This is a genomic window from Soonwooa buanensis (genome assembly GCF_900167905.1).
GTDB lineage: Bacteria > Bacteroidota > Bacteroidia > Flavobacteriales > Weeksellaceae > Soonwooa > Soonwooa buanensis.
The window spans coordinates 81058-106018 of record NZ_FUYZ01000010.1; the positions used below are offsets into that span (position 1 = coordinate 81058).

Sequence of the window (24961 nt, forward strand, 5' to 3'; positions counted from 1 at the left end):
ACAAAAACCGCCTTTTCAATCTTATTGAAAAGGCGGTTTCTTTTACCAACTCACTTGTTCCTTCTCTTCAAAAGGAACATTTGGATCTAGGATGAGATTGATTAATGAAGCGATTGCAAACTCGATTTCGGAGTCGTCAAAATCAACAACATCCAAAGCAGCAACGCCTTTGTTGACTTCTGCAAACGACCAAATCCCCGACTCTAACGGATTTCGGTTGTAGTCTTCATCTTGTTGAAGGACATATTTGTAAATAGATAATTGCAGTGCTTGTTTGTAATCCTCATTATAAAACAAAGTCTCAAGTTGCTCTTCCCTATCTTTTTTAGAATTTGATTTTATCTGAAGCCTTTTAGTCTTCGCGGTTTTATAATCGATAATCCTAATAACGCCGTCCAGACGGTCTATCCTATCCACAAATCCGTTAAACATGACAGAATCTGTTTTGTCCTCATTAATAAAAAACTCCGCTTTTACATTCTTTTCGAGTTCTAAGATTTCTAACGACGAGCCATTTTTCACTAAATCTTCATCGTATTGAAGAATGCTTCTAATCACACGTTCTGCAATTTGACGATGCACATAATTCATACCGCGATCATAGAATTCTTTTTGATGATTTAGTGTTTCGATGGCATGGATAATAGAAGCTTCTACCCTATCTTTTAACACTTTGAAATCTTCCAAAGTCAAGATTTTATTTTTTAAATCTTCATATAAATATTGAACGGCAAAATGCACAAGATTCCCGTAGTTACGCACCGAAAGTTCCTCTTCTATTTCGTCGGTATCTCGGACTTTAAGAACATATCGAAGATAAAAATCGATCGGATTATAAAGATAACTTGTAAGATGTGATGCAGACACCGACTTTTTCCATTCTTGCAATTTAGCGAGAACAGATTCGGTTTTCTCGATGCACATCAATTCTTGAATGATAGGTTCTGACGCATTGTCAACTACAATATGATTGATGTTATGCGAACTTTCCATTTCGATTTGAGTAATGAAACGGCTCTTTTCGCCAGTATTAACGCCAGAACTTAATGCATTAAACAGCAAATGTACATTCTTGGAATCTTGAATTAAACGATAAAAATGGTAAGCGTAAATACTATCATTTTCAAGGAAAGTATTTAATCCAAAATTCTTTCGAACATCAAAAGGTAAATAGGTGTTTTGAGTGTTTCCTAAAGGTAATTTTCCTTCGTTAACAGAAAGCAAAATGATGTTTTCAAAATTGAGAAGTCGGCTTTCCAAAAGTCCCATAACTTGCAAACCTGCTAAAGGTTCTCCTTGAAAATCTATCGATTCCGAATTGACCAATTGGTTGATAAGCACTTCCAGAGTCTCTATTTTAATAGGAATCTTGTAAGGCTGAAGTTGATTTTTTAAGATTTTAAAAGTTGTTTCAAAATGGCTGATATTCTCATAAAGAATGTCGTCATCTGTAATTCGGAATTTGATATCGATGCAAAAATGGATTAAATCATCCAAATATTTAATAACATCTTTCGGGTATTTTAATAACGAAAAATAGCTTAGTTTTCCTAACAATTCATCGAACATCTTAGCGGAAATGTAGACAATATTTCGACTTTCGATATTGCTAATAAATTCGTTGACAATCTTTTGGTCGTCGGCAGAATTTGGAAGTTCTTGCAAAATCGGGAATACATCAGCATAATAATAAGAGCTCGACTTTTTCTCTAATTGTTTTTGAAGGTAAAATAACTTTTTGATGGCATTACTAAACGACATATTCTTCAACGGAAAACCCATTGTAATATTGAGATTCGGGACCATTGTCAAGGCATCAAGACTCGCTGGTAAAAGGTTTTCGTCCAACAAAACAACGGCAGTTTTAGAAATATCTTCAATTGGAATATTTGCAAAAATCTTTGGAAGCACTTTGGTCTGTACAACATTGCCAGAAACTTCGTACACATTGATGTTTTTTTCTTGTCGGAAGTCGTCTTCAATCCAATTAAAACTACGATGATCATTGAATTCTTTCCATTTGAGATGTTCTCTCAAAAACTTGCCAGCTTCTTGTCGCGTATCATCAATATAGTATCGATCAGCTTGGAAGTAACATATCGCTTTGTCCCAATGCAAAAGGTTTTTGACCAAGCTCTCCTCAATCGGTGTAAACGCATTGAAACCGCAAAACACAAATTGCGAATTGCTATTTTTTGCGAAGTTTTCGATTTTATCATGCGCTGCAACGTGTATCATTCCTGAAGTTGCCCAGTTTTTAGCATTTAATTCTTGTTTAAGAAGAGGAAGAAACTCGTTCATTTTGCGCCAGAAATTAAGGTTTCTTTTGCGGGCGTTATCTTCTTCACCAAGATCATCGCCCCAGTTTTTGATACGTTCTTCGTCCAACATCCATTGCAAAACCTTCTCGTCATTATCCGTAAATTTTAGCATGTCGTCCCAATCTTTTTGCAAAGTCGGAAACCACTTTAAAAAACCTCCAAAGTCCTCAGAATTATCCACTTTTTGATAAACTCGATAAGCGAACAAATGCAAAGCAACACCTTGCAAATGCTGCTTGCCAGCCAAATCTTGGATAAGATCTTCGATGGTTAAAAACTGTGGTAACATCCCAGAATAGGCGTTTTGCTTTAAGATTTTACTGATGAAAACCAAAGGGCGCTTGCCGGGAAGGATAATATTTAGATTAGATAAATCTGAAAATTTTGATAATAAATCTTCAACAATTTTCTCAAGAAACTTCATAAAAAAAGACCTTAATAATAAGGTCTCAATTTAGTTAAATTTTTATGTAAAAGCTACTCAACAACGATTTGTTTTTCTAGCCAAATATTATTACCACTTGCGTCTTTGCCTTGCCAAAACTTAAAATAGTAAGTTCCCGTTTTTTGAGGTTCAAAACGGATTAAGTTAAATGCGCGATAAGTCCCCGACTGACAAGTTTGGTTGTTTTTGTAGGCATAATTAACGACCGTTCTTATAGAATCTTTTGGGATATAATCCATACCATAAAAGCCTTCGCACTCTTTATTGTAGGTTGAGAACACTTTTATCGGCTGCATATTAAACACAGTCATCGTATCGTTATCAATCTTAACGCTGTCAATTTTTCGTTCTTCATAGCTTTTTAGCTCGTAGGCATCGTTGTTACAAGACTGCAAAAACATGATACCTAAGACAGCAATTCCAAATTTTGTGAAATTTTTCATAGCGGTATTTTTAGGTTAAACATTTCCTTTAGAAATATACACAACTTTTTTGGTTTCGAAAAAGTCTTCCTCAAAGAAGTTTTTCAATTGAAAAAGTTCACATTTGATACCTGCTAATTCTTCACCTAAATCACCGCCTTTTAGATACAAAATCCCATTATGTTTTGCGTTGAATTGTTCTTTCTCAAACTTACCATGCAACCAACGAAGGAAAACAGGCATCTGCGTCACAGCGCGACTTACCACGAAATGAAACTTGTCTTTTACTTTCTCCGCACGACCATGGATCGCCGTAACATTGGTCAGTCCAACGCCCTCGGCAACAGCTTGTACAACTGTAATCTTTTTTCCGATACTATCAATTAGCGTAAACTGACTTTCTGGAAATAAAATAGCTAACGGAATACCTGGAAAACCGCCACCAGTGCCAATATCCAAAACCTTGGTATCTGGTGCGAAATCCATAACTTTTGCAATTCCTAAAGAATGCAGAATATGCTTCTCATAAAGACTTTCCATATCTTTTCGTGAGATAACATTTATTTTCTCATTCCATTCGTTATAGAGGTCTTCTAGTTTTGCGAATTGCTTTTTCTGCGTCTCCGTGATGTTCGGAAAGTATTTTAAAATAAGTTCTAAAGACATGCTGCGAAATTAGGAAAAAGAAATAATAGTTTTAGGTCAAGTTTTAAAGCTTTTTAAAAAAGATTAATCTAATTTCTATTCCTTTTAAATATTATCTTTGTCCGATAATTAATTTTATCATGGAAAAATATTCTGACCGTCTTAATAGATTAAGCTATTCTCAAACTTTTGTAATGAGTAATAAAGTGCGAGAAATGAAAGCTAATGGTATAGATGTTATCAGTCTTACTCTTGGAGAACCCGATTTTGACGTTCCCGAAAAAATAAAACAAGCGGCGTTTGACGCTATTAATGAAAACTACAGCCACTACTCTCCTGTTCCTGGTTTTTTGGAATTAAGACAAGCCGTCGCTAACAAACTAAAAAGAGATAATAATCTCGATTATAAACCAACACAAATTTGCGTTTCTAATGGTGCTAAGCAATCTATCATTAATGTTTTGGCTTCTATTATTAATGATGGTGATGAAGTGATTTTGCCAGCGCCATATTGGGTGAGTTACGACGAAATGGTAAAAATGATGGGCGGAAAGTCTGTCTTTATCGAAACCAGCATCGACACCGAGTTTAAAATGACTGCAGAACAATTAGAACAAGCCATCACGCCAAAAACAAAAGCTATTCTTTACAGTTCGCCATGTAATCCGTCGGGAAGTTTTTATACTTATGATGAGCTAAAAGCGATTGCAGCGGTTGTTGCAAAATATCCGCAAATCACGATAATCTCCGACGAAATCTACGAATACATTAATTATACAGGAAAGCATACTTCGATTGCGGAATTTCCTGAAGTTTATGAGCAAACAGCGGTCATCAACGGGATGAGTAAAGCTTTTGCGATGACTGGCTGGAGAATCGGTTATTCGGCGTGTCCAGAATGGTTGGCGAAAGCTTGTGATAAAATCCAAGGTCAAATGACGAGCGGCGCAAATACCGTGGCACAACGTGCGTCTATTACTGCTTTGGAAATGCCAAAATCTGATCTTAACTATATGATTGATGCTTTCCATAAACGTCGTGACTTGGTTTACGATCTAATGAAAGACATCAACGGTTTCAAATGTAATCTTCCAAAAAGTGCATTCTACTTCTTCCCAGATATTTCTTATTTCATTGGGAAAACAATTGAAGGAACATTAATAAAAGATGCTGACGATTTTGCAATGTGCCTTTTAGAACATGCGCATGTTGGTTGTATTGGCGGAACATCGTTCGGGAATCCTAATTGCATTAGATTCTCGTATGCAACCTCTGAAGCCGATCTTATTGAAGCGATGCGAAGAATAAAGGAGTTTGTGAAAGATTTATAGTTATTAATTATTGAAGGATTAAAGGATTAAAAAATTAAAAGATTGAAAGATTGAAAGATTGAAAGATTAAAGAATTATGAATTATGAATTATGAATTATTTTAATTTATGATTTTGGATTATGTATTTAAGATTTTTGATTAATCAAATCGCACTCTGAATTTTTAAATATTTCATTTTTTAAATTTTTAAATTTTTAAATGTTTTAATATTTAAAACAACCTAACAAATATCATAGAAAACCAAGTTGTATAAGCTTGGTTTTCTTTTGTTTAAGTTGTAAATTTATATAACAAAAAGATAGTCAAAGCGCTCCGGATTGAACGGCATGTTTGAGCTCTTTTTACATGGTGGCTGAGCGGAGTCGAAGCTACCTTGCAAAAAAAGCGAGTAGTGAAAGCCGGTTAAAGCGCCCAAATAATTTAGAATAATTTCAAATTTAGAGTGATAGATTTTATAAATTGATTTTAATTTTTTAATTCACAAAATCTTATTACCTTTGTACTACAAAATTTGAAACAAGAGTTTAACTTTAAAAATATAAAATTATGTCATTAGTAGGAAGACAATTCCCGAATGTAACAATCGATGCAATGAGCGAAATGGGTGATAATCTTAGAATTAACATCCTAAATGAGGCAGTTGAAAATCAACAAAAAGTATTATTATTCTGGTATCCAAAAGATTTTACTTTTGTATGTCCTACAGAATTACACGCTTTCCAAGATGCTTTGGATGAGTTCAAAAAAAGAAATACAATCGTAATTGGTGCGTCTTGCGATACTAACGAAGTACACTTCGCATGGTTGAACACGCCAAAAGATAACGGTGGTATCGAAGGTGTAACTTACCCTATCCTAGCGGATACACACAGACACCTTTCTAACCTATTAGGTATTGTTGACCAAGATATCGATTTTGATGATGAAGGTAACGAAATCTACACAGGATCTAACGTAACTTACAGAGCGACTTACCTAATCGACGAGACTGGAAAAATCTTCCACGAAGCGGTTAACGATATGCCATTAGGTAGAAATGTAAGCGAGTTCTTAAGACTTATCGATGCTTACACACACGTACAAAAACACGGAGAAGTTTGTCCAGCTAACTGGGAAGAAGGTAAAGACGCTATGAAAGCTGACAGAACTTCGACTGCAGAATACTTAGCAAAACACTAATTGTCCTAAAATAATCTAATGTGATAATTTGTAATGCTGAGGGTGACTGAAGATGATTATTTACAAATTATCACATTTTTAATACCCAAAATCCAAGAAAATGTTTTTAGAATTAAAAGAAGATAACCTACAACAAATCTTAAGTGAAAACCCAAAAGTGATGGTACAATACGGCGCTTCTTGGTGTGGAAATTGTAGAATTATGAAGCCTAAATTCAAGAAATTGGCTTCGGAAAATGAAGATATTCCTTTCTATTATGTAGATGCGGAAAAACTTCCTGAAAGTAGAAAAATGGCAAACGTGGATAACCTACCAACTTTTGCAGCTTTCGAAAATGGCGCTTTGAAAAACCAAGTGCAAACCAATCAAGCGGATAGCTTGAACACTTTATTCGACGAATTGAAAGCTTAATTGTTTTTCGATTTTAATAATAATCTGAAACTTTAAGTAAGATTAGTCAGTTTTAGTAATTTTTCGAGAACTAATTAATTTTAAGTAAAAGTTTCTAAACCAAATAGTAAGACATGAAATTACCTATCATAAGACAATTTTATCAAACACAAACGCCTGAGCAACTTAATACTGCTTTGGAAGTTTTGGAAAGCTTCTGCGAATTCCGTAGTGTGAAGGAAGAAGAATTGGATGTTGTTGGTGAGATGATTACCAATATCTGCGGTGCTTTGGAGGTACACAACGAAGTTAGCAACGGATTATCCGAAAAAGATGCCCTTAACGCTTTTGCACAAAAAGTGATGGGTTCTATTGATAAATAATTAGCGATTTTTTATCGTACTAAAGACCGTTTTTAACGGTCTTTTTTATATTTTGCATACATGAAACTTAAAAATATAATATTCGATTTTGGTGGTGTGTTGATGGATTGGGATCCGCGATACTACTTCAAAACACACTTCGACAACGAAGCCGACATGGATTTTTTTCTAAAAAATATTGCAACCAACGCTTGGAATATTGAACAAGATCGTGGCAGAACACTCGAACGTGGCACCGAAAAATTGGTTAAAGAACATCCACTTTTCGAAAAAGATATCCGCGCTTATTACGATAACTGGACAACAATGTTGCGAGGCGAGATTCCTCAAAATGTCGCTGTACTTCGTCAGTTAGAAGGCAAATATCCTTTGTATGGATTGACCAATTGGTCTGCCGAGACGTTTCCTTATGCTTTGGAACATTATGATTTTTTCCAATTATTTGAAGGTAAAATAGTTGTTTCGGGAGACGAAAAATTAATAAAACCTGATCCAAAAATTTTTCGTGTTTTATTGAAGCGTTATGATCTAAAAGCTGAAGAATCAGTTTTTATTGATGATAACATTGACAATATCAAAACAGCAAAAGATTTAGGTTTTGCTACAATTCATGTGACGCCAGAAACGGATTTAGCAAAGGAACTTCATAACTTAGGATATGAGTTTTAAACTTTAATTGTTGCAACTTTGTATAGGTTTTAGTCTAAATAAAATTTAAAAAATATGAATCAAAATAAAATGAAAATAGAAATCTGGAGCGATATCATGTGCCCTTTTTGCTACATTGGAAAAAGACATTTCGAGGCTGCTCTAGCGCAATTTGATCACAAAGATCGGGTTGAAGTCGAATGGAAATCTTTCCAACTAGATCCTACAATTCCAGAGGAAGTTAAAATCCGAACGACGATGGCCGAATACATCGCCAACCGCAAAGGGATGAACATTAACGATGTTAATGTGATGTTCGAAAATGTAACTGAAATGGCAAAAAATGCTGGATTAGATTTCGATTTTGAAACGCAATTACTTGCAAATTCCATCAAAGCGCACAGAATTATTCAGTTTGCAAAAGAGAAAGGATTGGGCGATCAAGCCGAAGAAGTTTTCTTTAAAGCGCATTTCACCGATGGAAAAGATTTAGCTGACGAAGCTACTCTACTCGATTTGGGACAACTAATTGGACTTTCTGCAGATGATGTTAACCAAGCACTGCAACAAGATGAGTTTCTAAAATATGCCAAAGATGATATTGCGGAAGCTTCTGATCTTGGTGTTGACTCGGTTCCGTTTTTTGTGTTTAACAGAAAATATGCTGTTAAAGGTGCGCAACCAGTTCATCATTTCTTAGATGCACTTAAGCAATCTTACGCCGATTTTAATAAAGATTCGGGTTTTAAAACTTTAGAGTCTAATGATGCTGCAAGTTGCGATATCGACGGGAAATGTGATTAAATTAATCCAGAAATCATAAAAAAACCTCCAGAATATTGGAGGTTTTTTTGTTTTTGAAATTAAATTTAAAATCAAACATATCGAATTCTTTCCTCTTCTAAATCGATTTGATACACTTGCATACGGATAATTTCTTCATCAATTTTTGGATCTTTATTCAGTTCATGAAGGTAATTTCGCTGCAACTCAAACATTTCTAAAAGAACAGCTTTAATATCATCATCAATCCATCGAATATCTTGTGTATTGGCTTGATTTTCCCAATGCTTCAAAACCTTCTCCATCCCAGCATGACCTTGCCAACGTTCTTCACTTTCAAATTTGTTTTTGATATGATCGTAAACATGCTGTTTCAAACCTTTTTTGATATGTTGACGCGTTTCTTGTTCATCATGCTCCAAATTGGCTAATCCAGAAAAAGGCTTAAATTTTGAAATCACCCACGGTAAAGTCAATCCTTGCACCACCAAGGTTAATAAAATGGCTTCAAAAGTGATAAACAAAATTAAATTTCGATGCGGAAAAGGCTCACCATTTAATTGTAACGGAATAGAAAGTGCTGCAGCCAAAGAAACAACGCCTCGCATTCCTGTCCAACCCATGGCTAAAGGCGCCCACCAACTTCTTCCCTGCTGTTGCATATTATGAGCCACTTTGGGGCGAAAAATGATCGTAGCAAAAATCGCAATATATGAACTCACCATTCTCGCCAATATCAAAACAAGCGTGACAATCGCACCGTAAATAATTGCTGTTTCTAGAGGAATTCCATTGGCTTTAATGCCATCAACAATTTCGGGAAGTTCAAGCCCAATGATGAGAAATACGATTCCATTTAAGATAAAAACAAAGCTTTGCCACACACTGAAACCAGTTATTCTACTGCTGCTACTTAAAAAACTTAATCGTTGAGACGACAGAAACAATCCGCCACTTACGACCGCCAGAACTCCCGAGCAATGCGCTTGTTCTGCCAGCCAATACATAAAATATGGTGCAATTAGCGTTAGCGCCGTATCAGAAACACGATCTGTAGACCATTTTTTATGAATTTTCATAAAAATGAAACCCACAATCAAACCAGTTCCAACGCCGCCAACTAACATCCACAAAAAGTCTTTTATCGCCGTTTGCCAGATAAATTGTCCCGTTCCCACGGCAACCAAAGCAAAGCGAAAAACAATTAACGAAGACGCATCATTTAACAAACTTTCCCCTTCTAGAATCGCAGATGTCGATTTCGGAATTTTCACAAACTTGGTGATAGCCCCTGTACTCACAGCGTCCGGAGGCGAGACAATTCCACCCAAAACAAAACCCAATGCGATACTAAATCCTGGAATGAAATGATTGGCTGTAATAGCTACCAAAAAAGCAGTAAAAAACACCACGAGAAAAGCAAAACTTCCAATAATACGCCACCATTTTTTCATTTCCTTAAAAGAAACCGTCCACGAGGCTTCATACAAAAGAGGCGGTAAAAAGATTAAAAATATCATATCGGGATCGATACGAATCACGGGTAAACCTGGAATAAAACTGATGCCCAATCCTGCCAAAACCAGCAAAATGGGATAGGCTATTTTGAGTTTTGTCGCCCAAATATTGAGCAGCACAATGATGAAAACCATGATTAAACCAAATGGTAAAAGCTCGTGCAACATAAAAATAATCGTTGTAAAAAAAGGGTTGAATTGTAAAGAAATAATCACTCGATTTTGAAAATCAAAACCTTGAAATCTTTAATCAAAATGCTGATGATGAATGTCTAGCAATATGCTTTGCAGACGAAAATAGAAAATCATGTGTTGTGTTTTATGCAGCAAATATAAATCAATTTTAACCAAAATGAAAAAACCTTGCAATCAAAATAATCGCAAGGTTTTCTATAATTTAAATATAAAATACTAGTATTTTCCTAATCTTTCGTAATACGGTAATCGACTTAGCGGAACATCAATTTCGATAGTTTTTCCACCTTGAATTACATTTCCTAAATCATCTTTCCATTTTCCTTTCGGAAGTTTCACCGTTCGTTTATCTTCCGTTGTCAAAATTGGCGCAACCATATATTTGTCACCCAACATAAATTGCTCCTTTGTTAAATCAAAGCCTTGATTCGGAAAAACATAATCCATGTGACGAACAATTGGCTCTCCATTTTTAGATGAAGATTGTGCATATTTCAAAATATAAGGGCCGAATTTCTCGTGTAATCTCGCAGCGTTCTTTGCAATCTCAAGATTCTGAGCGCTTAAAATTCTCCAAGGCGCAACAGAAAACTGCATCATCGGCATCAACGCATGAACTTGAGCTGATCGAATGATTAATTTTTGATCAAAATCACCTTCTTTTAGATTTAAAAATGCAGCGAAAGAACCGCCACCAATCATATCAGGACACGTGTAGGCATAACCTAAAAGTCCAGCTGCAATCATATCTGGAATCAACATTTGAACGGCTTTCCAAGAATAAGCTTTGTCGCCAAGTCTCTGAACCAACGGTTGTCCGCCCATTTGCCATCCCGCACGATATTCATTAAACGGAAACTCCAAACCAATTTCGCTCCAAGCTTTGGTGTGATCTACAGAAATCGCGTCTTTTTTATAACTATCAATGTATTTCGGATTGTAAAATTGATTATCTCCCGCATCAAATTTGAACCCATCAATCCCATATTCCGCTTGCATCTTTTTTAATTGAGCTACGAAATAGGCTTTCGCTTCAGGATTTGTTAAGTCGAAACACGCACTTTTCCCATTCCACCACGAAATAATTGCTGGCGAGTTTTTCCCTTTTTCTTTGATTAAATAGCCTTTTTCTTCCAACATTCTGTACTCTGGACTATCCGAACTCACAAATGGACAAACCCATAACATCACTTTAAAGCCCATCGAATGGAGTTTTTCAACCATTTGTTTGGGATCAGGAAACTTTTCAGCTTTAAACTCAAAATTACCGTAGTATTTCTGCCAGTTATCATCAATCATCAAAACGCCTTTCGGAAAGTTATTATCCGCAATTCCTTGGGCATATTTTAATATATCATGTTGATTTTGGTTGTATATCAACTCAATCCATGTATTGTATTGCGGCATCGAGAAAAATAAAGGATCTGGAAGCGTTCCCGTTGCTGGAAAATATTTTTTACTAGATTCCAAATAAGCAGATTTTAACGTAGAACCCGATTGTTGAATTTTGATTTCTTCGAAATCGGATTTAATTTGTATCGCTTTATCTTGAACTTCAAATTTGAAAGGCTTTTCGCTCCAGATAAAACGTCCTTTATTAGACAAAAACAAAGGCACCACCTGATTATTATAGTTCTGAGTCGCTAGATTGAATTCCTTCAAAGGCTTTACATAAGGCATCTGAGAACCCAAGGCAACCGCGCCACCCCACCATTGTTCATTTTCTAAAAATTTAACCTCTGTGGTATGTTCGTTTTGAGCAAAAATTGAATTGGTACAAACCAAAATCAGAAAAAAAGAAAATAATTTTAACATTATAAAATTTTAACGAAAATAAAAAATATTTCACCATTGAAATAGTTTTTAAATATAAAACGTTTATTAAAATCGTATAGAAAACAGTTTATTAACGATCTCCGACGTCATCGAAATCATTATTGATTGTAGAGTAAGTGAAGTGGATTTTAAAAAATAAATACTTATTCGTTCTTAATTATAGTCGCAAAAAAATAAAATTTAGAGAGCAGATAGCAATACTAAAATTAAGAAAGAAGTTTACAAATATCTGGTGGTTATACACTTTGATATTGACAAAAAAGTTGTTTTTAGAAGTATTAATTTTTAGTCTGTATTTTAAAAATGACAAATTAAGTTATTTTTAATAAAATCCTATCAATAGGTATTTGCTAATCTAGAAATTTTGAATATTTTAGCAAGTATTACGAAAAAACGCCATCGAAAATAAAAATTAAATGAAAAGCATTAAGATTGAGATAAAATGGGCAATACTTTTTAGCATAGTGGCCTTAGCCTGGATGTTTCTAGAAAAACTTACAGGTCTACATGATAAATATATTGATTATCAAATGTATCTGACCAATCTTTTTGCGATTCCTGCAACGATAATGGTTTATCTAGCGCTTCGTGACAAAAAGAAAAACTACTATAAAGGGCAAATGGATTTTAAACAAGGTGTGACTTCGGGGATCGTCTTGTCATTATTTATTGCTTTTCTAAGTCCTTTTGTACAATGGATAGTCTCTTTTGTGATATCGCCAGACTTCTTTAAAAATGCTATTCAGAATGGTTTGAATCATGGTTACTATGGAACTTTTGATGAAGCAAAAGCACAATATAATTTTGCTAATTATGTGCGACAAGGGACTTTCGGGGCATTAGCTTTGGGAGTAATTACATCCGCTATTTTAATGGTGTTTTTACAAACCAAACCCAAGAAAAATAAACAATCCGAAACCAGCTTTTAAAATCATAAAAAGATGCTTGCTACACAAAGTCGTTTGTCTTTAATTATTGTATTTTCGATTTTGAGTCTACAGTATTCCGCACAACAATTTTCGTCCATTTATTCGAAAATAGATTCGGTGATGCATCAAGATTCACCAATTAAGTTTAATGGAAATATTTTAATAACAAAAGGAAAACAGAATCTTTATCAATCGAGTTTTGGTGTACAAAATTTTAATACTAAAACCGCACTTAAAAATACTAACCGTTTTGAAGTAATGTCCATTACAAAGCAGTTGACAGCAGTTATGATGCTGAAAGCGGTTGAAGATTCGAAGCTAAATCTAGAAGATTCAATTTCTAAATATCTTCCTGACTTAAAAATGGCTTGGAAAGATTCTGTAAAAGTTTATCAATTACTGAATCATACACATGGTATTGTAAAATTGGATCAAAAACTGGCTTATCCCGCAGGTTCAGAATTTCGATATGGAAATTTGTCATTTGCGCTTGCTGGTCAGATTTTAGAACAGATTTATAAAAAACCTTATGCAGAACAAGCTACGACGTTTTTGAAATCTTTAGGTTTTAAAAATCCAGAAATTTTTACAAATAATAGCGGTTTGTCCAATGTTAAAGGACATTTAATCAACAATGAAAAAATTGAAGTTTTAGAAAAAAGTGGTATTCGACCAGATTTTGCTGCGGCTGATGGTTGGTTGGCGTCAACAAGCGAGTTAAGCTTTTGGAATCAATTACTTTATTCTGGTAAGATTTTGAAAAATAAAAGTCTACAAGAGTTTTTAAAAGGAAAAGCCCTGTCTCAACATGATGTTTTCGGAAAAGAAAAACAGCCTTACGGTTACGGAATTCGTGTTGTAAATGAGCAAAATATTAAATATTATGGACATACTGGTTTAGGTGACGGTTTTAGCGCACTTAATATTTACATTCCGAAATATGATTTGAGTCTTGTTATCCTCGAAAATCAAATGCCTGAAAACAGCGATTATTATTACAATATTGAAACAAAAATCAAAAATTTATTAATTGATTTTTTAAGTAAAAATCCTAATCCAAAGTTTTAAAAACCTGATTTTACGGTTAACCGTATTTTTGAAAGGTTTAACAAAACTATCTTTGGAAAAGTAAGTTTGAAGCTTACCTACCGAACTAAATATTGTATTGTTAAAGGCTTTTGCTGTTGTGGCGAACGCCTTTTTTTAATTAAAAAAACTGCTTCGGTTTCGCAAAGCAGTTTTTTGTTTTAATAAAATTAATGAGGTTGAACCTTGCTAGGATCGTCATAATTCATCATCCAGTTGATATTGAATTTATCAACGAACATTCCAAAATAAGCGCCCCAAAACGTCTCCTGTAAAGGCATTGTAACCGTTCCGCCTTCTGACAGTCCATTGAATAATTTGTCAGCTTCTTCACGAGAATCTGCATTAATAGCAATCGAAAAGTTGTTACCAATTGTCAATCCTTTTCCCCAATCTGTGCCAGCGTCACTGCCCATTAACACAGTTTCTTTACTAATTGGAAGTGTGATGTGCATAATTTTCTCTTTGTCTTCTTCAGAGATTGGTTTACCGTCCGTTTCGGGCATATCTCCGAATTTCCCAACGTGTGGGAAATCACCACCGAAAACTGATTTGTAAAAGTCAAAAGCCGCTTTGCAATTGCCTTCAAAAGTTAAATAAATGTTAGTTGTTGCCATTTTTCGTTTATGTTTATGATTATTTTGTTGATTCGTGTTTTTCTGAAATATAATTATCGCTTTCTTATATTTTTATAAACTTTTTCTTTTCTGTCATCTTCTAAAGTGCTTTATCAAAAGCTTTTTTAAACCAGTTAAGAACTTCATTGTTTAGATTTTCTTTTTTGCTGATTTTTATTTTGTGTGTACACATTGTATTTGGTTTTTCAGCTTCCAAAATATCCGTCGCTTCTACACCTTTCAAGATCAGACCGATTTCGAATCTAGTTTTTGTCGCAGGTGTCAAAGTTGCAAATTGCTTGTTACGACGCAGACTAACATAAGCTTTTTTTGGCGCAATTTCTAAGTCTTTACTCCAAGTTTTTATTTCGTTGACAAGTTGGTCATAGATTGGTTTTAGACTTTCCTTTCCTTTGTACTGCTCAGTAATTAGATCGTCTTTATTTTCTACAGAGGCTGCATCAGAAGCTTTTGAACGATGCGCAACGAGGTTTGCAAAACCGTGGGTAAACTCATGTTTATCTTTTAAGAATTTAATGATTTCGCCGTGTTTTACAAGATTTTCTTTTTTGACAATTTCGATCCACTCTTCCAAAGTTTTTCCTGAGTTTTTGTGAAGATTATCAATCATCGTTTGTGTCGCCTTATCGATGTCCATTTACTTTAAATTTTTAAATTAAATCTTAAACTGAATTTAGCATTGATAAGCTTGTCTAAGGATATCAAATCGATTTTCAATTCAGGATTCTAAATTATAAAAATATCAGATGCTACAAGACTTTTTTATTGAATTTGATGAAGTTTTAAAACTAAGATTTTTAATAAATTTGAAGTAAATATTATAGCAAAATGGATTTAGTTTATTCCAAGGAAATAAAAATAACAGAAGAACATCTTGATAAAATTCGACATGTCAACAACGTGCAATATGTCCATTGGGTTGAAGAAATCGCAGCAGAACATTGGGAGGTTTTGAAAGATAAGACCAATTATTCCAAAGATTATTGGGTGTTAATGGATCATCATATTCAGTACAAAAAACAATTATTTCTTGATGATATTTTAATTATTAAAACTTATCCGCTTCCGCCAATTGGCATTAAACAACCTCGTAAAGTGGAATTCTATTGTAATGATGAATTGGTAGTTTTGTCTGATACGCTTTGGATTTTATTCGATTCTGAAACTCAAAAAATCAAAAGAATTGATAATAATTGGTTAGAAGATTTAAAAACAAATATGTAATTTTTTATTTAAAGCATTAATACAAATAAAATATATAAACCACAATAATATAATTACTTATAAAAATAGATTAAGGTAAAATTCACCTTCTTAAAACTCTTAATAAAAGAACGATAATCATCACAAGCGAAACCACAAATCCTAAAATTGGGAAAATATGAAGGTCGCCAATTTGAGGTCCTATTTTCGCAGCCCAAAGAACGGAAGTCCCGATGATATTTGCAGCGAGTACAATTCCTAAAATCAGATTAACAATACTCGATTTAATCACCACTTCTAGTCGATCCATGTTCTTAATTTCGGTTTGGAGACTCAATTGGTTTTCGTCCAATTTATGCAAAACTGATCGCAATTCGTTCGGGATTTCCTCAAAATGATCGCTTAAATCTGTTAGTTTATTAAATCCTTTTTTAGCAAGTTTTTCGGGATTTAACTTTTTAAAAAATATCTTTTTGCTATAAGGTTTTAGACTACTGACAACATCCAAATCTGGATTTATCGTGCGTCCAACGCCGTCTATCAAAGAAATTCCTTTAAACAACAAATAAAAATAGTCTGGCATCACAAGACGATTTTCTTTAAGAACATCTTTCATTTTGGACATTATCGCTGCCACATTGATGTCTTTTAACGAGCTGTTATGGATGGTATTTAGGATTTCTAAAACATCATTTTCGAATTGTCGATCATTCGGAATACTGTAATATATCGCAAGCTTTTTGAGATTTCTGATGATTTTATCAGGCTTTCGTGCAACGAAATTCAGAATTAAACTTTCTAAAATTGATTGATCACTTTCCGGAATTGCACCAACCGCGCCAAAATCTATGAACACAATTTGACCTTCTTTGTTGACCAAAATATTGCCTGCATGCGGATCTGCATGGAAAAATCCGTAATCCAAAATCTGCGAAACAAAAAGCTGATAACCTTTTTCTGCTAATATTTTAACATCAATATTTTGTGCGACTAAAGAAGTGATATCGGTAATTTTTGTGCCCTCAACAAATTCCATTGTAAGGATTTGATTGTCACAATAATCTTCAAAAACCTTAGGAACATAAGTGTCTTTATCGTTTTTAAAATTCTTTTGAAACCTCAGAATATTGTTCTTTTCATTACTCAAAGACAATTCTTCCAACAAAGACTTTTCGAACGCGAACAAAGCATTTTTAAGATTGATTTGATCGCCAATATCAGAATAAGTGTCGATTAAATTCACTAAATCTTTTAAGAGCAAAAGATCCGCTTGTATGGTTTTCTCAATGTTGGGACGTTTAATTTTTAGGATAACATCCTGACCGTTTTTAAGTTGCGATTTATAAACTTGCGCGATAGATGCTGCGGCAATCGGCGTTGTATCGATGTAATTAAAATGCTCATCAACAACGATATCTAAAGACTTTTGTAGAATCATCTTGACATCCATATCGACAACTTCTACCCGATCTTGTAATTTTTGAAGTTCAAGAATTAAATCCTTAGGCAACAGATCATCGCGATTACTAAAAGATTGTCCCAATTTAACAAAACTCGGTCCCAACTCTTCCAAAGCTAAACGAAGTCTTTCGTAACCAGCTTTATTCTTCTCAGAATCTGAATCTGAACCATTTGAGATTCGGCTCAACATATCCTGAAGTCCATATTTGCTAATAACTTGAAGAAGCTTTGCCGATCGTTTTATTTTTTTTTGTTGCTTGTCAAACATAAGATTTATTCTAGTTTTCTTGGACGCAAAAATTGTTCCTTGCTTGTTTTGAAACAAAAAAGCAACCTATCAAATGACAAGTTGCTTTATATTTTTTTGAATTTATAATTTCTTAAAACCGAACTGGCTCGCCAACATTCAGTTTGTTATTCTTCGCCAAAACACCACACATGTGGAACAACATTCTTGCACCAACATTTCCGTCCCATTCGTCAGTTTCGCTAGGCGCAACTTCTACAAGGTCGATTCCGATGATGTTTTTGTCAGATTCCGCCAAACGACTTAACGCATACACCGCTTGTTCGTACGACAAACCTCCCGGAACTGGCGTTCCTGTATTCGGGCAATACCATTGATAAAGCGCATCGATATCAAAACTTACTGCAACATTATTTGGTAACAACTCGATGATTTCGTCCACTTGTTGCTTCCAAGTTTTACCTTCAAACTGCGCTTTTTTAAGATCAGTATCAGTAAAAACTTTCACTTTATCCGTTGATTTTATTACACCAACTTCTTCCTCGCTAAAATCACGAATGCCGACTTGTACCAACTTTGACACTTGCGGAAGCTGAATCGTGTTATACATAATAGACGCGTGGGAATAAGTAAAACCTTCGTAGGCAATTCTCAGATCCATGTGTGCATCAAAATGCAAAATACCAAAATTGTCGTATTGAGACGCCAAAGCTTGATAATATCCAAAAGGCGTTGAATGATCACCACCTAACAAAATTACTTTTTTCCCTTTTGAATGCCAATCCAAAACACGCTCTTTCAACTCTGCATTCAATTTAGTGGAAGCTTCATTTATCGTTTTTAAACTTTGACTTAAAGCTTCATTTTCAGCGATAACTTCTCCATTTTCTAAAGCTTCGATAATTGGTTGTGCCAAAGCTTTATGTTCATCACTTGTCGATTTCCAATGTTCGGCTCCAGCATCAAAATAAATCCCTTGCTTCCACAATCCTGGAAATTCTTGATGCAACAAATCCACTTGAAAAGAAGCATCCAAAATAGCATCTGGACCTTCCGAAGCGCCAGCGCCATAACTTACCGTAACTTCCCAAGGCACTGCCACAACAACAATTTCTGACTCGTCTGCGGTAAAAGGTAACCCAAAAATTGTCCCATCAGCTAAGCCTGGTTGCGATGGATCGAAGTTGTTTATTTTATCTTGTTTTGTTGACATTTTTAATTGTTTTAATTTTCGGTGCAAAGATAATTTTTCTTTTTTAAAAGATCGACTGCAAGCCATTTTCCACAAGTTAATTTATCTTAAAATTTCTCGAAGTTTTTTTGGTTTAAACTAAATTTGTTTTCATTAAATGAATTAATACAGAAATATGAAAAATTTTGTTTTAAATAATGGATTAGAAATTCCAGAAATTGGATTCGGAACATGGCAAATCCCTGATGGTGACGATGTTAAAAATGCAGTGACTTTTGCTTTAGAAAATGGATATACGCATATCGACACCGCAAAAATCTATGAAAACGAAAAAGGCGTTGGTGATGCGATCAAAGAAAGTCAATTGGACAGAAAAGATATTTTCCTGACGACTAAAGTTTGGAATACAAGTCGCGGTTATCAATCAACTTTGGATGCTTTCGAGAAGTCATTGGAGCTTTTGCAAACCGATTATATTGATTTATATTTGATCCATTGGCCCGCAAATGCTAAACAGTTTGATAATTGGAAAGAACTGAATTCCGAAACTTGGCGCGCGATGGAAGATCTTTATAACCAAGGAAAAATAAAGGCAATTGGTGTTTGCAATTTCCTTGTTCATCATCTCGAAAGCTTAGCAGAAACTGCAAAAATACCGCCGATGGTTAACCAAATCGAATATCATCCAGGTTATCTACAAAATAATGTTGTAGACTATTGCAAAAAGAATAATATTTTGGTAGAAGCTTGGAGCCCAATTGGTTCGGGACGAATTCTTGACAACGAATTATTAAAAAACATTGCTGGAAAGTACAATGTTTGGGTTGCGCAACTTTGTATTAAATTTTGTCTTCAAAACGGGATTTTACCACTTCCAAAATCTGTAACGCCGAAGAATATTCTTGCCAATATTGATGTTAATGCTTTTACAATCGATAATGACGATATGCAAAGGATTAGCGCTATGGAAGAAGCAGGATTTTCTGGTCTTAATCCAGATTTTATTGATTTCTAAATTAAGTTTTTTCTCGATAATAGATTCTAAATCCTCTATTAACAATGGAGGATTTTTGGTTTATGATTAAATGCTCTTAATCAAATTTTGAAGAATATCTTTGGTGCTTTTTTCACTGAAATGACCAATCGATTGACCTGTCCAAATATTCGAAAAATTAACATTAGATTGCGATTTAGCAACTTTTCGCAAGTTTGCTGTTAACTTATTTTGATACGGATACGGAAGCACGTATTCTGAGTTTTCAAAAGCATCCGTAAAAGTGTTTTGCAATCCTCGTGCGTAGCGCCCAGAAAAGCTTTTAATCAACATAATATCTTGTTCGGAAGCTGATTTTAATTTTTGTTTTTCGGCTAAATTTAATTGACTTTCTTCGGAACAAAGCAACATCGAGCCAATTTGAAAAGCTTGCGCGCCCAAAGTTTTAGCAGCTAAAATAGTTTGCGAATTACAAAGTCCACCAGCATAGATAATTGGTTTCTTCACCTTTTCAAAAACACTATTTAACAAAGACAAACCTCCAATTTTTGGAATGTTTTCGTCAACAAAACTTCCTCGATGGCCGCCCGCTTCAAGTCCTTGAACACAAATTAAGTCAACATCATTTTTTTCGAGTTCTAAAGCTTCATGAAGTGATGTACAAGTTCCGATGATATTAATATTTTTTGATTTAAGCTTTTCAATACTTTCTGCATCGATGTTTCCAAAAGTGAAACTAAAAATCTTAGCTTTTGCATCAATAATTGCATTAATTTGTTCTTGGTAAGGATGAAGTTTTATCGATTCAAAATCTGGAAATTCAACTTCTAAATTCTGGTTTTTTGCGAAATTCTCAAGAAATAATTTTGTTTTTTCGTAATGAAATTTTAATTCATCATTCACTTTTGGAAGTTGGTGAACAAAAATATTTGCAGCAAAACTTCGGTCGGTCATTTGTTGAACCTGATGAATATTTTTAAGACAAGTTTCGGCATCCAAATCACCCAAAGCCAAACTTCCTAAACAGCCAGCTTCGCCAGCAGCAACTAACATTTCTGGTGTCGAAACACCGAGCATTGGTGCTTGTATGAAAGGATATTTTATTTGTAAAAGTTCTGTGATTTGATTATTCCAATTCATAATCTAGATTTTTGTATTGCTAAATTAATTAAAAAGAGTTTTTGTTGTTTTCAATTTCGGTGTAATTATGAGACTTTTGTTTTGAATTTTTCATCAACTATTTTCGTCTAAACTTTTCTTTAATTTATTTATTTTTCATTTTAAAATTTCAGTCTAAAATCAAAAAAATAAATTGAAAGTTGAATCTTAAATTTTTAACTTTACAACTATCCTAATGTTAGCGGATTATTGCTGTTGTTTATACTTTTTGACATTTGTCAAAGGAAGGAGGTTTTAATTGTCTCAACTTTGTACCACAAACAAACAACATACAAAAATGAAAAACAGAAATAAGAAATGGGCGGGGATTCTGCTTTTGCTACCATCGCTTATTTTTTCGCAAACTTCTGCGCCAACATTGCAAGAGCTTATCAACAGCGCACTTCGTAATGATGCGACGCTTAACGAACAAGTTCTGCAAAACAAAATCACACATCTCGACGACGAAAAACTGAAAGACATTTTTCTACCGAAAGTCGAAATTTCGGGGAAAGGAGGTTACATGTACACATCAGCTCAGTTTTCGACGCCAGAAGTCAATGTGCCAGCAATTCCGAATGTTTTTCCAGGATTGACAGTGCCAGAACGAAGCAACAATCTTAATATCTCTGGGATTTCTGCAATGGCGAAAGCTGAAGCTTCGGTCTTGCTTTATTCTGGTGGAAAAGTGAAATATCTAAAAGAAGCCAACCGTGAAAAAAATCTATCAGAACAAATGTTGATGGAGAAAAGCAAAGACGATGTTGTATCGATGATTTCGCAAGCTTACGATCAATTTGCACTTTTGGAAGAATCTCGAAAAGTTCTAGACGAGAGTAAAAAGAGATTAGACATCAACAGAAAAACTGCTGATAAAGCGCTTGGTTACGGACTTATTACACCTTATGATCATAAAAAAATTGAATTAGCACAAGCGACTTTAGATTCAAAAATTGTTGAATATGAAGGTAAAAAGCAACTTTTGATAACACAACTCGAAGTATTAACAGGCATCGAGCGCGAAAGAATTGCGGAGATTAAACCTAATCTTAAACCCATTTCGTACGCTGTTACTGACAAAAATATTGATCAACGTGCAGAAGTTCAGGCTTTAGATCATGGGATTAAAGCTACTGAATTCAAAATAGAAGCCGAGAAAAAATGGTGGGTTCCGAAGGTGCAAGCGCAGACATCACTCTCCTACTTTGGACTTTATGACAATCATATTTCGACTTCCAAAGATTTAATTCAAGGTTTAAATACCAAACTCAACATCAACCCATCTAACTTAAATATTTTACCAATTTTCCAAGCGGGTGTTGGTTTCAAGTGGGATGTTTTTGATGGTAACGAAGGTAAAGTTGCGGTCGAAAGTGCCAAAATAAATAAAGAAATTTTAGAGAATAAAAAACGTGAAGCACAGAAAAAATTAAAGTTAAATTTAGCGAACAATCAAACCAATTACGACATTGCTGATGCACAGATTACTCTGAAAGCTAAAGCAAAAAGTATTGCAAGTATTGCTTTGCAAAATGTAGAGAAAGAATTCCGTTACGGGACTAAAAAATCATCAGATCTTATCGATGCCGAAAACGATTTGCAAACTGCAGAACTCGAGTATCAAACCGCCATCTACAACCAAAGACGTAGCGCTATAGAACTGATGAAAGCCACACAAAATCTTGACATTAACCAACTTTAAACATCACAAAACAATGAATAATCTATCAAAAATATTAGGTCTAGCGACAATTTTAACTTTAACAGCTTGTAACGACACCAAAGTCCAAAAAGGTTTTGAAGGAAAAACTAAAAAAGACGTCATTTCTTTTTCACCAAAAGTAACCGGCAGAATTTTAGAAATCTATGTTGAGGAAGGACAAACTGTAAAAGCTGGTGATACGTTAGCAAAACTCGATGTACCCGAAGTTTCTGCAAAAATAGCACAAGCAAAAGGAGCAACAGCGGCAGCGCAAGCACAAGCTCAAATGGCTAAAAACGGTGCAACAGCCGATCAATTACGACAATTAAAAGCCAAACAAAAAGGTCTTAGAGAGCAATATGATTTTGCTAATAAATCTTATAATCGAGCAAGAAATATGTTCCGTGATAGTCTAATGTCACCGCAAAGTTATGACGAAGTTTTCGCAAAATATCAAGGTGCAAAAGCGCAACTAGACGCCGTTAATGCAGAGTTACACGACGTAGAATTAGGAACGCGTTACGAAAAAATAAATATGGCAGAAGGCCAAGCTAGCCAAGCGATGGGCGCATTGCAAGAAGCCAATGTTGCCTACTCTGAACGTTATATTATTGCCACCAACGACATGGAAATCGAGACCATTGCTTTACACAAAGGCGAATTAGCTACTGCGGGTTATGCGTTGTTCAATGGTTATGTGCCGAATACAACTTACTTCAGATTTACAGTTCCCGAAAGTTTGATTTCTAAATATCAGAAAGGTCAAGCTGTACAAATGAAAACAACTTATGGCGATAAAGAATTTAGTGGAAAAATAGTTAGCATCAAACAGTTGACAAAGTATGCTGATATTACAACGGCTTTCCCAGATTATAATCCCGAAGATGCCGTGTACGAAGTGAAAGTTATCCCAAATGATAACACCGTTACTAAAGGATTATTGGTGAACTCTAGTGTTGTTTTACAATAAAAACAAGGCGATGAAACAAATATTATTTTTAATAAGGAGAGAATTCAAACTCTTTCTATCGAATAGTACATTACGATCTGTTTTCTTCTTGGCACCTTTGGTTTATGCATTATTAATGGGCTTTACCTACCAACAAGGAAAAGTAACCGACATCCCAGTCATTGTCGTTAATCAGGACAAAACGCCTCTGTCACAGCAGGTTGTTGATATGCTTGACGATAACTCTTCTATCAAAGTTCTCAATTATCTTGAGCAACCTTTGGATTTAAAAGATGAAGTGATTAAAAAAGATGCAGCGGCTGTGGTTATTATTCCTGAGCGTTTTGAAGCCATGATGTTGCAAAAAAAGTATCCAGAAATTAATGTTTTTGTAAACACTTCCAATGTCTTAACCGCCAATTTTGCGAGTAAAGCGATACAAGTTACTTTAGGAAGTTTTTCGGCTGGCGCAGAGATGAAAGCTTTACAAAAGAAAGGTCTTTCTGCCACTGAAGCGAGTTCGCAATACGAGCCTTTTAAAGCCAATTACATCACACTTTTTAATACGACGAGTAATTATTTAATTTTCATGTGGCCTGCTTTAATGGCAGTTGTTCTACAACAAGTTATTCTGTTGGCGATGGCGGTGACTTTTTCAGAAGAGTTTAAAAGAGAAAGTTTTAAAAGAGATTTTGCAGGTAAAGAAAAATATGCCGCTTTAATAATGGCGATTAAATGTCTTCCGATTTGGGTGTTTTCAATATTTAATATTTTGATGTTTTACGCATTAAGTATTTACTTCAAAGTGCCTGCACCAGACAATGTGATGAACTTTTTGTGGGTGACAAGTTTCTTTGTTTTAGCATCAACCAACTTGGGAGTATTGTTCAGTATTATTCTTCCTGACGCGCTAAAAGCGACACAAATTTTGATGGTTATTGCGTCACCTGCATTCATCATCAGCGGTTTTACATGGCCGACTTATGCGATGCCAACAGCAATACGTGCATTAACAGACATTATTCCGTTAACGCCATATCTGGAAGCGCTTAAAATTATGGTGATACAACATGGTTCAGATTATTTAACGGACAAATATTTTTGGCATCTATTTACGCTAGCAACCGTTTATTTTGTATTGGGTTGGGTAGCATTAAAAATTAAATTAAAATTCATTTTTAAAAATGATAAACCTAAAGAGGTTATTGAAGAAAAAATAGATTAACTGTCTAGGCAGTTTTTCATTTTTGTGTTTGTTGATAAGGCTTTTCCGTTAGTTCGGGAAGGTCTTATTTTTTTTTGAAT

General features: G+C 34.6%; 23 protein-coding genes. 13 read left to right on the top strand and 10 right to left on the bottom strand.

The window, feature by feature from the left end; translation table 11 throughout:
- Nucleotides 1-42 precede the first annotated feature (42 nt).
- From B5X62_RS12740 to rsmG, 3 genes are read right to left on the bottom strand one after another with little or no spacing between them, the layout of a single operon-like run.
- Nucleotides 43-2745 carry a PD-(D/E)XK nuclease family protein gene (locus B5X62_RS12740; RefSeq protein ID WP_079667821.1) on the bottom strand — a complete coding sequence of 901 codons (2703 nt, stop codon included), beginning with the start codon at nt 2743-2745 and terminating at the stop codon, nt 43-45.
- A 53-nt stretch (nt 2746-2798) separates the two neighbouring features.
- The gene (locus tag B5X62_RS12745; protein ID WP_079667822.1) at nt 2799-3209 is read right to left on the bottom strand and encodes a hypothetical protein; all 411 of its coding nucleotides are present in this window, start codon (nt 3207-3209) and stop codon (nt 2799-2801) included.
- A gap of 15 nt (nt 3210-3224) precedes the next feature.
- Nucleotides 3225-3854 (bottom strand): 16S rRNA (guanine(527)-N(7))-methyltransferase RsmG, encoded by a 630-nt coding sequence (gene rsmG, locus B5X62_RS12750; RefSeq protein WP_079667823.1) that lies wholly within the window; start codon nt 3852-3854, stop codon nt 3225-3227.
- Between the two features lie 119 nt (nt 3855-3973).
- Between rsmG and B5X62_RS12755 the strand changes: the two genes are divergently transcribed.
- The 6 genes from B5X62_RS12755 (at nt 3974) to B5X62_RS12780 (ending at nt 8570) form a co-directional block, all read left to right on the top strand.
- Complete coding sequence (locus tag B5X62_RS12755; RefSeq protein WP_079667824.1) at nt 3974-5164, top strand: pyridoxal phosphate-dependent aminotransferase; 1191 nt, start codon at nt 3974-3976, stop codon at nt 5162-5164.
- A gap of 547 nt (nt 5165-5711) precedes the next feature.
- Nucleotides 5712-6344: a peroxiredoxin gene (locus B5X62_RS12760; RefSeq protein WP_079667825.1), complete on the top strand. Its 633-nt coding sequence runs from the start codon at nt 5712-5714 to the stop codon at nt 6342-6344.
- Nucleotides 6345-6444: 100 nt separating this feature from the next.
- Nucleotides 6445-6756 carry a thioredoxin family protein gene (locus tag B5X62_RS12765; protein ID WP_079667826.1) on the top strand — a complete coding sequence of 104 codons (312 nt, stop codon included), beginning with the start codon at nt 6445-6447 and terminating at the stop codon, nt 6754-6756.
- 113 nt (nt 6757-6869) lie between these two features.
- Nucleotides 6870-7118, top strand: a complete 249-nt coding sequence (locus B5X62_RS12770) for a DUF6952 family protein (protein ID WP_079667827.1) — start codon at nt 6870-6872, stop codon at nt 7116-7118.
- Between the two features lie 60 nt (nt 7119-7178).
- Complete coding sequence (locus tag B5X62_RS12775; protein WP_079667828.1) at nt 7179-7787, top strand: HAD family hydrolase; 609 nt, start codon at nt 7179-7181, stop codon at nt 7785-7787.
- A gap of 54 nt (nt 7788-7841) precedes the next feature.
- Nucleotides 7842-8570, top strand: coding sequence for a DsbA family oxidoreductase (locus B5X62_RS12780; protein WP_245797197.1), 729 nt, complete (start codon nt 7842-7844; stop codon nt 8568-8570).
- A gap of 71 nt (nt 8571-8641) precedes the next feature.
- On the opposite strand, the gene B5X62_RS12785 is transcribed toward B5X62_RS12780, so the two are convergent.
- Complete coding sequence (locus B5X62_RS12785) at nt 8642-10282, bottom strand: Na+/H+ antiporter (protein WP_317041909.1); 1641 nt, start codon at nt 10280-10282, stop codon at nt 8642-8644.
- Between the two features lie 195 nt (nt 10283-10477).
- Nucleotides 10478-12076: a glycoside hydrolase family 31 protein gene (locus B5X62_RS12790; RefSeq protein WP_079667830.1), complete on the bottom strand. Its 1599-nt coding sequence runs from the start codon at nt 12074-12076 to the stop codon at nt 10478-10480.
- A gap of 437 nt (nt 12077-12513) precedes the next feature.
- On the opposite strand from B5X62_RS12790, the gene B5X62_RS12795 reads away from it, so the two are divergent.
- Both B5X62_RS12795 and B5X62_RS12800 read left to right on the top strand, forming a co-directional pair.
- Nucleotides 12514-13026, top strand: a complete 513-nt coding sequence (locus B5X62_RS12795; protein WP_079667831.1) for a DUF4199 domain-containing protein — start codon at nt 12514-12516, stop codon at nt 13024-13026.
- Between the two features lie 12 nt (nt 13027-13038).
- Complete coding sequence (locus B5X62_RS12800) at nt 13039-14094, top strand: serine hydrolase domain-containing protein (RefSeq protein ID WP_079667832.1); 1056 nt, start codon at nt 13039-13041, stop codon at nt 14092-14094.
- Between the two features lie 188 nt (nt 14095-14282).
- Here B5X62_RS12800 and B5X62_RS12805 read toward each other — a convergent pair whose 3' ends face one another.
- Together B5X62_RS12805 and B5X62_RS12810 are read right to left on the bottom strand one after the other, a co-directional pair.
- Nucleotides 14283-14729 carry a VOC family protein gene (locus B5X62_RS12805; protein ID WP_079667833.1) on the bottom strand — a complete coding sequence of 149 codons (447 nt, stop codon included), beginning with the start codon at nt 14727-14729 and terminating at the stop codon, nt 14283-14285.
- 100 nt (nt 14730-14829) lie between these two features.
- Nucleotides 14830-15387, bottom strand: a complete 558-nt coding sequence (locus B5X62_RS12810) for a DUF5655 domain-containing protein (RefSeq protein ID WP_245797198.1) — start codon at nt 15385-15387, stop codon at nt 14830-14832.
- Between the two features lie 191 nt (nt 15388-15578).
- Here B5X62_RS12810 and B5X62_RS12815 point away from each other — a divergent pair, with 191 nt between their 5' ends.
- The gene (locus B5X62_RS12815) at nt 15579-15974 is read left to right on the top strand and encodes an acyl-CoA thioesterase (RefSeq protein ID WP_079667834.1); all 396 of its coding nucleotides are present in this window, start codon (nt 15579-15581) and stop codon (nt 15972-15974) included.
- An 82-nt stretch (nt 15975-16056) separates the two neighbouring features.
- On the opposite strand, the gene B5X62_RS12820 is transcribed toward B5X62_RS12815, so the two are convergent.
- Nucleotides 16057-17682, bottom strand: coding sequence for an AarF/UbiB family protein (locus tag B5X62_RS12820; RefSeq protein ID WP_079667835.1), 1626 nt, complete (start codon nt 17680-17682; stop codon nt 16057-16059).
- A 112-nt stretch (nt 17683-17794) separates the two neighbouring features.
- Nucleotides 17795-18874, bottom strand: coding sequence for an agmatinase family protein (locus B5X62_RS12825; RefSeq protein WP_079667861.1), 1080 nt, complete (start codon nt 18872-18874; stop codon nt 17795-17797).
- Between the two features lie 154 nt (nt 18875-19028).
- Here B5X62_RS12825 and B5X62_RS12830 point away from each other — a divergent pair, with 154 nt between their 5' ends.
- Complete coding sequence (locus tag B5X62_RS12830) at nt 19029-19868, top strand: aldo/keto reductase (protein ID WP_079667836.1); 840 nt, start codon at nt 19029-19031, stop codon at nt 19866-19868.
- A gap of 66 nt (nt 19869-19934) precedes the next feature.
- Here the strand turns inward: B5X62_RS12830 and B5X62_RS12835 are convergent, their stop codons facing one another.
- Nucleotides 19935-20987 (bottom strand): NAD(P)H-dependent flavin oxidoreductase, encoded by a 1053-nt coding sequence (locus tag B5X62_RS12835; RefSeq protein WP_079667837.1) that lies wholly within the window; start codon nt 20985-20987, stop codon nt 19935-19937.
- A gap of 316 nt (nt 20988-21303) precedes the next feature.
- On the opposite strand from B5X62_RS12835, the gene B5X62_RS12840 reads away from it, so the two are divergent.
- Genes B5X62_RS12840 through B5X62_RS12850 form a run of 3 tightly spaced genes read left to right on the top strand, consistent with a single transcriptional unit; the run spans nt 21304 to nt 24881 of the window.
- Nucleotides 21304-22707: a TolC family protein gene (locus tag B5X62_RS12840; RefSeq protein WP_079667838.1), complete on the top strand. Its 1404-nt coding sequence runs from the start codon at nt 21304-21306 to the stop codon at nt 22705-22707.
- Between the two features lie 13 nt (nt 22708-22720).
- On the top strand, nt 22721-23677 hold the full coding sequence (locus tag B5X62_RS12845; RefSeq protein WP_079667839.1) for an HlyD family secretion protein: 957 nt from the start codon (nt 22721-22723) through the stop codon (nt 23675-23677).
- A gap of 10 nt (nt 23678-23687) precedes the next feature.
- Nucleotides 23688-24881 carry an ABC transporter permease gene (locus tag B5X62_RS12850; protein WP_079667862.1) on the top strand — a complete coding sequence of 398 codons (1194 nt, stop codon included), beginning with the start codon at nt 23688-23690 and terminating at the stop codon, nt 24879-24881.
- Nucleotides 24882-24961: the final 80 nt, after the last annotated feature.

What these genes read in the sequence shown, in the direction of transcription:
- B5X62_RS12835 (WP_079667837.1), bottom strand. Translation starts at nt 20,987, where the DNA reads ATGAATTGGAATAATCAAATCACAGAACTTTTACAAATAAAATATCCT.
- B5X62_RS12775 (WP_079667828.1), top strand. Translation starts at nt 7,179, where the DNA reads ATGAAACTTAAAAATATAATATTCGATTTTGGTGGTGTGTTGATGGAT.
- B5X62_RS12760 (WP_079667825.1), top strand. Translation starts at nt 5,712, where the DNA reads ATGTCATTAGTAGGAAGACAATTCCCGAATGTAACAATCGATGCAATG.
- B5X62_RS12850 (WP_079667862.1), top strand. Translation starts at nt 23,688, where the DNA reads ATGAAACAAATATTATTTTTAATAAGGAGAGAATTCAAACTCTTTCTA.
- B5X62_RS12815 (WP_079667834.1), top strand. Translation starts at nt 15,579, where the DNA reads ATGGATTTAGTTTATTCCAAGGAAATAAAAATAACAGAAGAACATCTT.
- B5X62_RS12745 (WP_079667822.1), bottom strand. Translation starts at nt 3,209, where the DNA reads ATGAAAAATTTCACAAAATTTGGAATTGCTGTCTTAGGTATCATGTTT.
- B5X62_RS12825 (WP_079667861.1), bottom strand. Translation starts at nt 18,874, where the DNA reads ATGTCAACAAAACAAGATAAAATAAACAACTTCGATCCATCGCAACCA.
- B5X62_RS12840 (WP_079667838.1), top strand. Translation starts at nt 21,304, where the DNA reads ATGAAAAACAGAAATAAGAAATGGGCGGGGATTCTGCTTTTGCTACCA.
- B5X62_RS12740 (WP_079667821.1), bottom strand. Translation starts at nt 2,745, where the DNA reads ATGAAGTTTCTTGAGAAAATTGTTGAAGATTTATTATCAAAATTTTCA.
- B5X62_RS12810 (WP_245797198.1), bottom strand. Translation starts at nt 15,387, where the DNA reads ATGGACATCGATAAGGCGACACAAACGATGATTGATAATCTTCACAAA.
- B5X62_RS12805 (WP_079667833.1), bottom strand. Translation starts at nt 14,729, where the DNA reads ATGGCAACAACTAACATTTATTTAACTTTTGAAGGCAATTGCAAAGCG.
- B5X62_RS12795 (WP_079667831.1), top strand. Translation starts at nt 12,514, where the DNA reads ATGAAAAGCATTAAGATTGAGATAAAATGGGCAATACTTTTTAGCATA.
- B5X62_RS12820 (WP_079667835.1), bottom strand. Translation starts at nt 17,682, where the DNA reads ATGTTTGACAAGCAACAAAAAAAAATAAAACGATCGGCAAAGCTTCTT.
- rsmG (WP_079667823.1), bottom strand. Translation starts at nt 3,854, where the DNA reads ATGTCTTTAGAACTTATTTTAAAATACTTTCCGAACATCACGGAGACG.
- B5X62_RS12800 (WP_079667832.1), top strand. Translation starts at nt 13,039, where the DNA reads ATGCTTGCTACACAAAGTCGTTTGTCTTTAATTATTGTATTTTCGATT.
- B5X62_RS12780 (WP_245797197.1), top strand. Translation starts at nt 7,842, where the DNA reads ATGAATCAAAATAAAATGAAAATAGAAATCTGGAGCGATATCATGTGC.
- B5X62_RS12845 (WP_079667839.1), top strand. Translation starts at nt 22,721, where the DNA reads ATGAATAATCTATCAAAAATATTAGGTCTAGCGACAATTTTAACTTTA.
- B5X62_RS12755 (WP_079667824.1), top strand. Translation starts at nt 3,974, where the DNA reads ATGGAAAAATATTCTGACCGTCTTAATAGATTAAGCTATTCTCAAACT.
- B5X62_RS12790 (WP_079667830.1), bottom strand. Translation starts at nt 12,076, where the DNA reads ATGTTAAAATTATTTTCTTTTTTTCTGATTTTGGTTTGTACCAATTCA.
- B5X62_RS12765 (WP_079667826.1), top strand. Translation starts at nt 6,445, where the DNA reads ATGTTTTTAGAATTAAAAGAAGATAACCTACAACAAATCTTAAGTGAA.
- B5X62_RS12830 (WP_079667836.1), top strand. Translation starts at nt 19,029, where the DNA reads ATGAAAAATTTTGTTTTAAATAATGGATTAGAAATTCCAGAAATTGGA.
- B5X62_RS12770 (WP_079667827.1), top strand. Translation starts at nt 6,870, where the DNA reads ATGAAATTACCTATCATAAGACAATTTTATCAAACACAAACGCCTGAG.